This window comes from Synechococcus sp. PCC 6717 (assembly GCF_022698185.1).
In the GTDB taxonomy this organism is placed as follows: Bacteria; Cyanobacteriota; Cyanobacteriia; order Thermosynechococcales; family Thermosynechococcaceae; genus Thermosynechococcus; species Thermosynechococcus lividus.
The window spans coordinates 63,967-77,040 of record NZ_JAKLTV010000006.1; the positions used below are offsets into that span (position 1 = coordinate 63,967).

Here is a 13,074-nt window from a genome sequence, read left to right on the forward strand (position 1 = left end):
AACGGGGCAGTGTCGAGATTAAGTATTTGTAAAGTCATGGCTGGCGAAGCACTCTGCTAGCATGGAGGTATCGCCCGTGGTGAGGCTGTTATGAAAGTCAATCGGCAAAATGTTGTGGTGGCGATCGCCTTGATCGTGAGTCTGAGCGGTGCTCTTGTCGTCCCTGTGGCTGTTGGCCAAAGTGGCGGTGGCCTACTAACGGCGGCTCAGATGCAAAAACTCAACCTCAGTGTGGCGCAAAAACAAGCCCTACTGCGGCTGACGATGAAAACCAACGAGCGTATTTTAGGCATCCTCGACAGCAATCAACAGCGCCTGTTCCGCAATGCCATTAAGCAAGGTAAGTCCACGGGTGAAGCCATGGATATGGTGGCACTACGGCCAGAGCAGAAAACACAAATGAACAAAGTGATGCAAGACACCCAAGCTGAAATGCTAACCATTTTGACCACCGAGCAAGTCAAACAACTAAAAGGCTCCCGCTAAGCTCTCCGTTGACATTGATCCGTTGACATTGAAATTTATGAGCGATGTTCTTTGGCAACCCATAGACTGCTACAGCGATATTCTCTATCACAAAGCAGCAGGCATAGCCAAAATCACCATTAACCGCCCCCACAAGCGGAATGCCTTTCGCCCCCAAACCATTGCTGAGATGAGCCATGCCTTTGAGGATGCTCGCAATGATCCGAGCATTGGCGTTGTCCTCTTGACCGGAGCCGGCCCGCATACGGATGGGAAGTATGCCTTCTGCGCTGGTGGCGATCAGAGTATTCGCGGTGAGGCAGGCTACTTAGATGCGCAGGGGGTGGCACGGCTAAATGTATTGGACTTGCAACGGCAAATTCGCAGCTTACCGAAGGTCGTCATTGCGCTGGTGGCCGGCTATGCCATCGGTGGGGGGCATGTGCTGCATTTGGTGTGTGACCTCACGATTGCTGCGGAGAATGCCATTTTTGGCCAGACCGGTCCTCGGGTAGGTAGCTTTGATGGTGGGTTTGGCGCCAGCTACCTTGCCCGAATTGTGGGGCAAAAGAAAGCCCGTGAAATCTGGTTTCTCTGCCGTCAGTACACTGCTGCCCAAGCCCTAGAGATGGGGCTAGTGAATACGGTTGTGCCGGTGGCAGAACTGGAAGCGGAGGGAGTTCGCTGGGCAAAGGAGATTCTCGGCCATAGTCCCTTGGCGATTCGCTGCCTGAAATCGGCCTTTAACGCGGACTGTGACGGTCAAGCGGGTTTGCAAGAATTGGCGGGTAATGCCACGCTGCTGTACTACCTCAGCCAAGAAAGTGCGGAAGGGAAGCAGGCATTTTTAGAAAAGCGTCCCCCCAACTTCCAACAGTTTCCTTGGCGACCTTAAGGGATGCGTTAGAGTAAATGCATGGCATTGGGAGAATCCGCTATGTGCATCTGTGTCAATTGTGCCCTTGTGGATCGCTGCACCACTTACCATGCGGTTGAAGCACAGCATCAGCAGCCCCACCTGACCCTAGCCCCAGACTTCACGCCCATTGAACCCACTATTAACGTCAATATCCGCACCTACGGTGACGAAATTCAACTGGAGTGGGATGTGGTCGGCTGTGCTAGTTTCATGGAAGAGCAAGGTCGGTGGTCGCGTTTACGCCCTGGTGAATTAATTCCCACGTAGGAGTTATCCTGCCATTGGTGGGCGATCGCCCCTTACGAGGACATTTGGGGATACCCATGGGACGCGGTCGCCTACGTCAGCAGCTTGACTTTTTTATTCACTCCCCGCGGGTGGAGGTGGGGTTAGTCATCTTAATTCTTACCTCTGCCGTGTTGGTCGTGGTGGATATCTTATGGGTGGGGCAAGGACGACCTAACGTTGTCCTGATGCTGGCAGAGCTGCCCCTGCGGATGTGTTTTTTTATTGAGCTATTTGTACGGTTTGCGATCGCCCGMAAAAAAAAGCGATTTTTCCGCCACTATTGGCTGGATATCATTGCCATCTTGCCCATGCCACCACAGCTAACCCTATTCCGCCTGCTACCGCTGCTGCGGCTGCCGCGCGCTGCCATTCTCATCAACCGTAACCTGCATTACCTTTCACCGCAGGTCTCCGGCGTGTACAGTGTCCAAATTTCGGCGCTGTTAATGATTGTGTTGATCATGCTCTTTGGGGGGCTAGCCTTTTATATCATCGAAGGAACGAGTAACCCCGACATTCAAAACTTAGGGGATGCCCTGTGGTACAGCTTCTTTTCACTCATCTCGGCAGAGCCGATTGGTGCCTATCCGCAAACCCAGGCTGGGCGCGTCATCACCCTTGTSGTCGTGCTGGCAGGAGTAACCCTCTTTGCCGTTTTTACCGGTTTGATCTCTGCCTTGATGGTGAAACGCCTGCAGTCCGTTATGAACATTAAAAACTTTGACCTTGATGAACTGCGCAACCACATTATTCTCTGTGGTTGGAATCGCAGTGCCCCCCTTGTGCTGCAAGAATTACAGAGCGATCAGCAAACTCGCCACGCTCCCATTGTCATTGTGGTGGAGCTAGAGCAACTACCCCTCAATGAACTGCGCTCCGTGRATCAAAACCGCCTGTACTTTCATCAGGGAGACTATACCCGCATCGATGTTCTGGAAAAAGTGCAAATTTACCATGCGTCGCGGGCGATTCTTTTGGCAGACACCAGTCAACCCCGTAGTGACCAAGACCGTGATGCCCGCACGGTGTTGGCCGCCCTCACGATTGAAAAACTAAACCCTAGCATTTACACCTGTGCCCAACTGTTAGATCGCAATAACAATGTGCAGTTGCAGGCCGCGGGGGTAGAGGACGTGGTGGTGGCTGATGAAATGGCCGGACACCTGATTGGGAATGCGGTGCGCAACCAGGGCGCGATGGATGTGTTTGCCGAGCTAATTACAGTACAGGTGGGAAATCAGTTTTATCGCTTGCCCTTGCCGGCTCCATTGGCCTCGCAGTCCTTTTGGCAGGTACAAAGCTACTTAAAAAAAGAGTACGATGCTCTACTCATTGCGGTGGAGCGCCGTACAGATGGCCGTCGCCAAACCTATGTCAACCCTCCGGCAGACTATCCGTTACAGTTAGGGGACTACGTTGTTATGATTGCACGGCAATGTCCGCAGTGGAGTTAGCCCCATGGAAATCTCTAGCCAAGTGCAACTCCCCTACCCTCGCGAGCAAGTGTATCGCACCTATCGCGATCGCCTGCCGGAACTGGTGGCGTGGATGCCCAATGTCCGCCAAATTGATCTCAAAGAACGCTCAGAACAGCCCAATACCTTGGATATGGTCTTAGTCTGGCATGGCGGTGGTGAAATTCCTGCGGCGGCGCGTGCCCTCCTCAGTGAGGCGATGCTGTCTTGGACGGACTACTCCCACTGGGATGATCAAGGCTATCGCACGCAGTGGCGCATTGCCCCCCACGCTTTTACTGAGGCGATTGACTGCCAAGGGGAAAACCAATTTATTGCCACTGCCGATGGCACGATCATTACCAGCCGCGGGCACCTCCGCATTGACCCGAAACACATTCATGGGGTGCCCTCATTTCTGGCGGGGATAATTKCCCGAACCGTTGAAGACTACTTAGGACAGCAAATTGAGCCAAATTTTCAACAACTAGCCGCCAGTGTGGCAGCATTTTTAGCAGTAACTTACCACGTCTCCCCAGAGTAGGGAGAATCTTCTTGCCTTGAGGTGATACATTATAAACATTTGTAAACAGGGTCGCTACCCCTTGTTGTTGAGACTGCCCCTATGAAACCCATCAACCGCCTCTACCGTGCTGAGCAAGTTTGCCTCATCAGTCATATTATGGCCATGGCCTTTGGCTTGGCGGGCTTACTGCTAGTGGTGCCCCATCCAGAATTTATTCTCGCGTTGCCGCCGTGGGGGCAGCAGCTCTTTCAACTCAGTATGGGGAGCGGTGGTGTGGTGTATATTGTGCTGGGGGCGGTTGCGATCGCCCTGCACGCCTACCGCAACTTTGGCCTTGGCAAACTCTTGGGGTTTTTACTACCCGCCCTTGGCATCTCCTTAACCAGTGAATTGCTAGGGACAAGCACGGGCTTTCCCTTTGGTCACTATGGCTACCTCAGTGGCTTAGGCTACAAGGTTGCGGGGTTGGTGCCCTTCACCATTCCACTGTCATGGTTTTATATGGGGCTGGTGACCTTCCTGTTCGCCTACAGCGGTTTTATCAGCCGCCCGCTGCGGGAGGGAAAGCGGATCGGTCTTGGGGCAGGGGTGATCACAGTGGGGCTGGCCGCCATTTTTTTGACCGCGTGGGATTTCGTTTTGGATCCCGCCATGAGTCAAACTGCGGTGCCCTTCTGGCAGTTTCAGGATGTCGGCGAATTTTTTGGGATGCCCTACCGCAATATTTTAGGTTGGACGGGCACTGCTGCCGTGTTTATGGGCTTGGGGCTAGTGGCGTGGTGGCCTAAACCCMTGGTGGTGAACCGTACACAACTCATTACCCCCCTTGTTATTTATCTTGTGAACTTTGCCTTTGGGGCTATGATTACTCTCACGGCCCTTGACCAGCGGTTTTGGATTCCCACGACCCTAGGGGTAGTGCTGGGGGTGGTTCCTGTGGTTGCGCTGTGGTGGAGTGCCGATGCCACCCCCCTAGAGGAAGTTCAAGGGGTCAACATCAATACTTAAGCGTACCTCCCGCGGGCACTGCTCCTTGAGGGTGATCAGGTGGGGGCTGAGGGTGGCTAGGGTGCCAAACCGCCCCTTGAGGAGAATTTGCCAGCGGTAGCGCTCGGCAATTTTGGCGATCGCCGCTGGGGCGGGGCCGAGTACCTGCCAGTCCCCAGTTTGCATCGGTGGTAGTGCAACCAACTGATCCGCCACCATGGCCGCGGTGGCAGCAACGCGATCGCCATCCTTGCTACTGAGGCGCAGCAAAATCAACTGGCAATGGGGGGGGTATCCGAGGGGTTCACGGCTGGCAAGTTCCTGCTGGGCAAACTCCTGCCAAGCGTAGGCTTTAACCGCACCAATCACGGGATGCTCGGGCACATAGGTTTGCAAAATCACCTGTCCGGGCAGGTGCCCTCGCCCCGATCGCCCCGCCACTTGCGTGAGAATTTGAAACGTGCGCTCTGCCGCTTGGTAGTCGGGCAAATGGAGCAGCCCATCCGCTGCTAGAATCCCCACCAGAGCCACCTGGGGTAAATCAATCCCCTTGGTCAGCATTTGGGTGCCCACCATAACATCGGCCTCCCCCGCGGCAAACGCTGCAAGCAGCTGGCGATGCGCTCCCTTGCGCTGGGTGGTGTCACTGTCAAACCGCAGCACCCGCAGATCTGGAAAAAGGCGATTGAGCTCGGCCACCACACGCTGGGTACCGCTGCCAAAGGGCTTGAGGTACGGCGAATCGCAGACTGGGCAGCGCTGCGGCACCCCTTGGCTGTAATTGCAATAGTGACAGCGCAGCACCTGGCTATGCTGATCGTGCAGATGCACCGTCAGGGAGACACTGCAATGGGGGCAGTCAATGGCACTGCCACAACTGCGGCAGGACACAAAGGTGCTGTGGCCGCGCCGCTGAATAAACAGAATGGCCTGTGCCTGCTGTTGCGGCAGGTGTTTTAGGGCATTTTGCAGCAGGCGGCTAAACATGGTGCGGTTCCCCCGCCGCAACTCCTCGCGCATATCCACGACGGTGATGGGCGGGAGGGGCACCGCATGAATGCGCTCGGGCAAACTCAAGTAGGTGATGTGCCCCGCTTGGGCACCCTGCCATGTGCTCAGGGCTGGCGTGGCAGACCCTAAAATTAAGGGGCACTGATCCTGTTGCGATCGCCACCGCGCCACCGTGCGGGCATGGTAACAGGGCTGCGGTTGATCCTGCTTGTAGCCACTGTCGTGCTCCTCATCCAGCACAATTAGCCCCAACCCCGCAAGGGGCAGCAAAATTGCCGACCGGGTGCCAATCACCACCCGTGGCTCTGCCAATAGCGTCAGCCGCCACGTATCGTAGCGCTCGCCATCACTGAGGCCACTGTGGTACACCACCACCCGATCGCCAAAGCGTGCCCGCACCCGATCCGTTAGCTGGGGAGTCAAGCCAATTTCTGGCACCAATAGCAGCGCCGATCGCCCCTGCGCCAAGCACGCCCCAATCGCCTGTAAATACACCTCAGTTTTGCCAGACCCCGTCACACCGTGCAGCAAAAACTCCTGCGCCCGTCCTAAGCTGGCCATAATTGCCGCTAGGGCGCTCTGCTGCGCCAACGTCAACCCTTGCGGCTGATCCGCTGGCACCGCCATCCCCTGATCAAGGCGACAGCGCTGCCGCGCCACAATGGCCACGTACCCGCGCTCTACCAAGCGTTGGATCGTTTTAGGACTGCTGCCCGTAGCCCGCAATAGGTCTTGCAGCCAACAGTCTTGGGGCTGTTGCCGTAAATAGTCCACAATCCGGCGTTGGCGATCGCTCAGATCAGCCCCATCGCAGCGCAACAGCACCACCGCCTGTTGCCACTGCGCCTGTGCTTGAGGTGGCGCAGCCCAATAGACCTCAACCACCCCAAGGCGCACTAACTCAGCAATTCCCCGCTGCGATCGCGGCACGTGCTGCGCCACATAGCGCAGACTGTAGTCCCCCGTCGCACTCTTTTGCAAAAACGTGAGCACCTGTTGCGCCCCGACCGATAGGGGCGGTATCGCGGTTGTGCGTAACCGCAGCCGCCGTTGCGATCGCCCCAACACCCCCGGCGGTAACGCCGTCCGTACCACCTGTATCAGCGGCGTACAGTAATAGGCGGCCACCTGCTCTAGGACGTGCCAGTAGCCCACCGGCAAAAACGAGGTACCCACCACCGCCGTCAACGGCCGCACCTGCTCTGCGGCCACCGCCTCCGGCAAATCGCTTAGCACCTGCAAGACAATTCCCCGCAGCAGTTGTTGGCCAAAGGGCACCTCCACAATGTCCCCCGCCGCCACGGTCCAGCCCGCCGGCACCCCGTAGGTATAGGCCTCCTCCACCCCTGGGCAATCCACGAGCACACTCACCCACTGCCCCAGCGTAGGTGCAACAGACGATGTCAAGCGCTCCTCTCGCCCGTGATCTAAGTCACCACCAATGACCATCGCAGCCGTCAAAATACAAAATTAGAGCATATAGTGTTGCGGCATATCCAAGATTCTTGGCGGGTGGCACGCGATCAAGGGCAACATCCCCTGAGACGCTCACCCCTAAACCACAAAAAGTAAAATTTTATGAAGAGCCCACCGTCACCATGAAATTTTTTAAGAAAAAATAACCACACTAAAGTAAACCCTTGCCGGTTCCGATCACCGCTCCTTGCTTGTCTTTCATAAGGTTACCCTATGACTCAGCAGCACCGACGCTTTGGCCTCTCTAAACGGCAGTATCGCAAGCTGATTCGCAGCATTCGCCATCTTTTCTATCAACTGCGGCTGTGGTTACAGCGTCGCCTTTCGCCAGTGCTGCGACAACGCCGAGGGCGACCCGCGCGCTTTGGCCGAGCCGGTTTTGTGTTGCCCACCGCCATCATCGTTATCTTGGTGCTGACCCTAACGGTGGGTGCCCTGATGCTGCGCACCCTGAATCGCACCAGCCAAGTGGCCGGCGAACGTCAAGATATTCAAGTCCTCAACGCCGCCACCCCGGCCATTGACCGTGCCAAAGCCAAACTGGAATACCTCTTTACCCGCGAACCCCGCCGTCCCAGTGGGGTACCCGGCGAGGCGCGGCTACAGGAACTGATGCTCAACGAGGGCGCAAACCCTGACCCCTACACCCTTGCCGACGAACAGCGAATTGACATCAATGGCGATGGCGCGGTGGATAACGCGTGGGTCTTTCAGCCCACCCCCAACTCCATTGTCGCCTACTCCATTTTGATGACCCGCCCCAACGATACCCAAATCAACCAAAGCGATGCCGCCAAAGCCGCCGCCTTAGTCACCCGTAACCGCGCTCTGAATATTGCTGAAGCGGGTGGTCAGTGTGCCAGTGTGGGTGGCACCGCCGCTGGCAGCGCAGAAGCAGGGTGGGATAGTATTGGCACCGCTAGTTTGCGCAAGAACTTTCAGGTCAACGCCTTTGTCTATGAAAACCGCAATGGCGGTCAARCCCTTGCCACCCTTGATTTTGTGCAAGAGCGCGAGTTAGATCGCGGCAATAAGTGGGGGGCATGGTTCCGCAATGACCTTGAAATTTTTCCAGGGCCGCCCTTCCGCTGGAATGGTGCCATACACACAGAGGGGAGTATTTTTGTGGGTGGCGGCAACAACTTCACCGCCTATCTTGTCAGCTCCCCCAACTCCTGCATCTATACCCGTGCCGCCTCAGAAATTACCGCCGCCCAGGTTCCGGATATTTACGACATGGATCGCGATGGCAATACCACAGAACCCGTGTTCCAAGGACAGTTTATTGCCGGTACCCTGCGGGACAATAACACCAACGGCATCACCACGGTGCACTCCTACCGCGAGCCACCAGCCAGCCCCTACACCACTGGTGATAGCGACCCCCCCGGCCAAAATACGCAGTTTCGAGCCAGCCGTGACTCTGTTGTCGATTCCGTTAGCCAACCGGCCCAACTCGCCCTGAATCCGGTGCTGATTGTAACTCAAGATCGCAGTCGTTCGCGTGCGACAGACACCAGTAACGCCAGTTTTCGGGCGAGCAACTGGAACCAGCAGTTTTATGGTCCAGCAGACAGCGGCGGCACAGGGCGTTTCTCGAACCAGCAGGTCTCAAAGCCCTACGTGGATGATACCTACCGCGCCGACGATCGCTACGGGCCTAAACCGGTCTATGCCAACGTTACTCGCGATGCCCTTGAGAATGATCCTGCCGTAGCCGCAGAATTTGCCGATCGCGTCGTGCCGCCCGGCACCCTAATTGGCAGCCAAATTCCCAGCACTAACCAACTCCTGCTGCGCAATACCGTCCCCGCCTCTGCCGAGGTCGATCGCCGCACCGAAGTCGGCCTCGATGGTTACTGGGAGCGCCGCGCCCGCCAAGAAGGGCTACGGGTGATTGTGGGTGAACGTCTTGAACTCGGTAAACCCCTCGACCCGCCCGCAGGCAACACTGCCAGCAACAACCGCCGCAACGAGTTTTACCAGCATCGCACCCTGCGCGATGACCTCGCCGCCGTGCAAGCCACCGCCATTTACCACTACAAAGCGGCGGGCACCACTATTAACTCCAGCATTCCCGATCCCTTTGTGCAGCCCTATCCTGGCCAAGATACCGGCGGTTACCAACCCGTTGCCTGCCTCGCCACCACCCACCACCACGGTACCCCCCAAGCAGCGCTGCGCAGCATTATGTTTAACCAGTACGCTGGGGTAATCCTGCCTGATTGGTTTCGGTTCTTTGACTTCTTTACTGGCCGCGGCACCAACGGCTGGGAGTTTATTCCCCCTGACCCGAACACCCCCGCGATGCAGCAGGCACTGGCCAACTTAGTGGCCTATGCCGCTGACACAAGCCAAAATGGCACCGGCATGCTGGGTGCCTTTCCAGCGCGTCAAGAAGCAGGCCAAATTCACCCCGACCCTGTGCGTACCCGTGCCGGTAACTTTTCTAACCTTGCCCGTGCCCTCGACCCCACCTACGGCAACAATAGCTTGGCCGACCAAAGCACCAAGCAAACAGCGGCCTGTATGCTAGGGATGCTCGCCCACAGTGTTAATACTCTGGAGCGTCTTAGCTATGATAGCCCCAATGAAGATAGCCTCGATGAAACGCAGCTTAAAAAGCTCAACGAGGCGATCGGCAAGTTAGATGAGTTTCAGCAGGTCCCGTCAGCACCAAAGCCCCAAACCAACGGGGCAGTCTTTGTCCTCCGCGACGGCCCCACCACGAGTGTTGTGCAAGTCTATCGCCAAGGCATTTCCCCGAATTTCACCCTCTCCTATCGTGGCGGCTATCTGGATGCCAATGCCTACATCAGCGCCCTCATTAAGAACTGGTCAGCGCGCCCACTCCAAGAAACCGATGCCGATGATGTCAATGCGCGGCTGGCACGCCTCATTGCCCTCAAAGAGCAAGTCAAGTATGACCGCGACCCAGAAAAATACACCTGCGATATTCCTAGGGAGAAATACCCCTACTTATGGGATGCCTTTTGTTTAGTGCGGCGCGGCTTCGTCATTGGCCAGCAGTTTACGATGCCCAAGGCTGACGACAAGCCGGTCAAAGTTCAGATTGAAGATGCCCCCAGCTATAACTTTCATGTCCGGCCGGATGATAAGAACAAGGATGTCTATATTGCTGGCGTAGGTCGTATGCAGTTAATAGACTTTCGCATTGATGACACGGGCAAATTGCTGTGGGTAGAATTGCGAAACGCCTATCCGCCTGAACAGGCGGGTCCCTTCCCTGGTGCTGAGATTCTGGCAGGTGCCTCCGCCTCGATCATGGACGAGCCACCACCACTAGCTGGAACGGTCACTGGCACGCTGACCATTCCCAGCCAAGCAGGCGATATAGTGAGCGGCACTCTGAACATACCAGACGTGAAGGAGGGCGATATTCTTGAAATGCGCCTTGGAAAGACTTTTGCGGGTCGCTATGTGGTGACTCAGGATAGCCCTCTCCAACTGCGCTACCTTGGCGGCAGCTCTTCCGGAGCTTCTTTTAAAGACCCTGTTTTTGTCCATCTAGGAAATCGCAACCCAGATGACCCAAGTGCGCTAACACGCATTCTCGGCACCTTTAACACCGCCATTAAATATCCCGCCCTAGCCGCAATCTTCAAGGGTATGGATCTGGCGGACATTGAGGACATTGCGGCAGACCCCCGCCGCAATACGGGTGAGTTCCTTATTCCTAACGAGGCGGCCACGGGTGTAACCATTAATTCCCAGCGTTTTCCCAATCGCCTCAATCAAATTATTGACTTTGCGGGCAATGCCCGGAATGTGGCCTTTTTGGACAATACCCTGTTTAATGGCCGCGAGGAAATGGCCGTGCGGGAAATGGACTTCGACCTCGACCTGCTGCGGCGTACCCCCATTGGGGGTGACACATGGCTGCCGATGGGGGGCATTGTCTATGCCTTCCGCGAAGATGCCGTGCGCGAAGATGGCATTGCTCGGCCCGCGGTCAGTGGTCAAAACTGGATGAATACCAATCCAGCCGCGCCGCACGATCCGACATTGGCGGCCAATGGCATTTCCACAAAACCGGTGGACTTCTTCCCCGATCCCATGCGCCGCCCCAATGGCTTCCGCCTCTGGAATGGCGTGCGCCTCGATCGCCAAGGCATTAGTGCCGATCGCAACATTGCGGGCTTGTCGTTTATTAGTGATAACCCTGTGTATATCCAAGGGCACTTTAACTGGCATAGTACCAATGGCAGCACCAGCGAAGCGAACCGCATCGAAGAGTTTACCCAAAAACTACCCAACGACTTTGATGCCACAAGCTTCTACAACAACCGCACCACCCTCGACGGTCGCTTTGCCCGCCCCACCTCAGATACCTGGCGCCCCACAGAAATTATCGGAGATGCTGTCACCATCCTCTCGAATAACTTCTGTAATGGTTCTGCCAACGATTACTTTGCCCAAGCCTACAACAATAACATCCAAGAGTACGGCAAGGAGTCACCGGAAAACGTGGCCACAAACTATACCCAAGAAACAGCGAACAATGCGCGGGTGAACAATCCCGCCAATACGCCGATCTATACGACCTGTGCCACCAGCGCTAACCTGCGCACCTCGTTCCTCAATGCCAACCGCCCCAGCGCCGATCTGCCGCGGAATTCCGTTTGGCTGCGGGAAAGCCCCTTTGACCCCAGCTCCCCCATTTTTGTGGATCGCAATGGCACACCATGGGCGGTGAATCATACTAACGGTGAGCGAGTTGATCGCACTTACAATGCCTATTACGATTTCACGAACGGGCGATCGTTGATTTCCCCAGCCGACACTCGCGTCAATGCCGTGCTGATCAGCGGGGTTGTGCCCYCCCGCCCCACCCAGTCCTACGGCGGCATGCATAACTTCCCGCGCTTCCTTGAAGCATGGGGCAACCTCTGGATTCAGGGAGCCTTTATTCAGCTCAACTTTTCCACCCAAGCGACAGGTCCCTTTGATCAAGACCAGTGGGAAGTGCCCGCAACCGCTGCCTGTCGCGATGTCAACACCGCCTTTAACTGTGCTGCCGATGGGGCTGAGCGCATTAACTACTATGGTGCACCCACTCGGCGCTGGGGCTACGATGTTGGCCTCCAGCTAGCGCCCGCCGGGCCCGTTGCTAGCCGCTTTATTACCCCCGCCCGCCAACGCAGCGAGTACTACACTGAGTTGCCCGCCGATGATCCGTACATTCTGCGGCTGCGCTGTGCCCAACGCCCAGGCGGCGGCGGCAGGGTAGATCCCAGCGTTACCGGTTGCCCCGCCTAATCTGGAGGTTTCTGCCATGGGTATCGTGTTTACACCAGTCCGTTATGCCCAACGCGGTCTTACCCTTGTGGAGTGCATTGTGGCCATTCTTGTCGTGAATGTGGCGGTTGCCGCCTTAGCTGCGCCCCTTATGCTCGTGGCAGCCACGCGGGTGCAAAACGATCGCATTGCCCAAGCCACTGCCCTTGCCCTTGCCGAAGCCGATCGCATGCGCGTCCTGATGGAGCAGGGGGTAAATGTGACCACTAACGTCATTCCACCCCAAAGCTCAGTAAGTGCAACACTGGGGGAGCCAAATCTGCTCTCAAGCCAGCCCCCTCCCACGACCGTGACCACCTGTACTGGCGGCGGCATGGGGTTGCCCACAGCCGCCACCCAAGGCTGCTTGCGCACCTTTAATAACGCTCAATTTGTCGTGCAGATGTATCGTGGCACCCTCACCTTTGGCCCCAATAACCGCATCGTTGGTTACCCAATGCAGGTGCGGGTCTATAACCGCGCCACATTTACTGATGGCAGCCCCAGTACCGCCACGCCCATTCAGCAGCAACCCGCCACCATGACGAGTTCCATTGGTAATGTTGGCTTACCCTTAGCGGTCATCACCACCGATATTGTGCAGGGGGATTCGAGCACAACGCTTTGTTCGATTAGTAAATGTTCCTAAA

9 protein-coding genes are annotated in these 13,074 nt (G+C 56.4%); 8 read left to right on the forward strand and 1 reads right to left on the reverse strand.

What is annotated here, in order from left to right; genetic code table 11:
• Window positions 1-90 precede the first annotated feature (90 nt).
• From L5470_RS06055 to cruF, 6 genes are all read left to right on the forward strand, one after another.
• Window positions 91-486, forward strand: a complete 396-nt coding sequence (locus L5470_RS06055) for a hypothetical protein (protein WP_448515332.1) — start codon at window positions 91-93, stop codon at window positions 484-486.
• Window positions 487-523: 37 nt separating this feature from the next.
• A complete protein-coding gene (gene menB, locus L5470_RS06060; RefSeq protein WP_099799230.1) occupies window positions 524-1,360 on the forward strand; it encodes a 1,4-dihydroxy-2-naphthoyl-CoA synthase in 837 nt (278 codons plus the stop codon).
• A 42-nt stretch (window positions 1,361-1,402) separates the two neighbouring features.
• Window positions 1,403-1,651: a Ycf34 family protein gene (locus tag L5470_RS06065; protein WP_099799229.1), complete on the forward strand. Its 249-nt coding sequence runs from the start codon at window positions 1,403-1,405 to the stop codon at window positions 1,649-1,651.
• Window positions 1,652-1,668: 17 nt separating this feature from the next.
• Window positions 1,669-3,126 carry a TrkA-related ion transporter gene (locus tag L5470_RS06070; RefSeq protein ID WP_499498817.1) on the forward strand — a complete coding sequence of 486 codons (1,458 nt, stop codon included), beginning with the start codon at window positions 1,669-1,671 and terminating at the stop codon, window positions 3,124-3,126.
• A 4-nt stretch (window positions 3,127-3,130) separates the two neighbouring features.
• Complete coding sequence (locus L5470_RS06075; RefSeq protein ID WP_499498819.1) at window positions 3,131-3,670, forward strand: hypothetical protein; 540 nt, start codon at window positions 3,131-3,133, stop codon at window positions 3,668-3,670.
• Between the two features lie 81 nt (window positions 3,671-3,751).
• Complete coding sequence (gene cruF, locus L5470_RS06080; protein ID WP_499498820.1) at window positions 3,752-4,660, forward strand: gamma-carotene 1'-hydroxylase CruF; 909 nt, start codon at window positions 3,752-3,754, stop codon at window positions 4,658-4,660.
• Here the strand turns inward: cruF and priA are convergent.
• Window positions 4,625-7,111 (reverse strand): primosomal protein N', encoded by a 2,487-nt coding sequence (gene priA / locus L5470_RS06085; protein WP_499498822.1) that lies wholly within the window; start codon window positions 7,109-7,111, stop codon window positions 4,625-4,627. The two genes, cruF and priA, sit on opposite strands and share 36 nt — an antisense overlap.
• A 228-nt stretch (window positions 7,112-7,339) precedes the next feature.
• Between priA and hpsA the strand changes: the two genes are divergently transcribed.
• A complete protein-coding gene (hpsA, locus tag L5470_RS06090; protein ID WP_499498824.1) occupies window positions 7,340-12,406 on the forward strand; it encodes a hormogonium polysaccharide biosynthesis protein HpsA in 5,067 nt (1,688 codons plus the stop codon).
• 16 nt (window positions 12,407-12,422) lie between these two features.
• On the forward strand, window positions 12,423-13,073 hold the full coding sequence (locus L5470_RS06095) for a hypothetical protein (protein WP_499498826.1): 651 nt from the start codon (window positions 12,423-12,425) through the stop codon (window positions 13,071-13,073).
• The last annotated feature ends 1 nt before the right edge of the window (window position 13,074 follow it).

Coding starts and splice junctions, on each gene's coding strand:
- L5470_RS06055 (WP_448515332.1), top strand. CDS start 91: ATGAAAGTCAATCGGCAAAATGTTGTGGTGGCGATCGCCTTGATCGTG.
- L5470_RS06065 (WP_099799229.1), top strand. CDS start 1,403: ATGTGCATCTGTGTCAATTGTGCCCTTGTGGATCGCTGCACCACTTAC.
- L5470_RS06095 (WP_499498826.1), top strand. CDS start 12,423: ATGGGTATCGTGTTTACACCAGTCCGTTATGCCCAACGCGGTCTTACC.
- menB (WP_099799230.1), top strand. CDS start 524: ATGAGCGATGTTCTTTGGCAACCCATAGACTGCTACAGCGATATTCTC.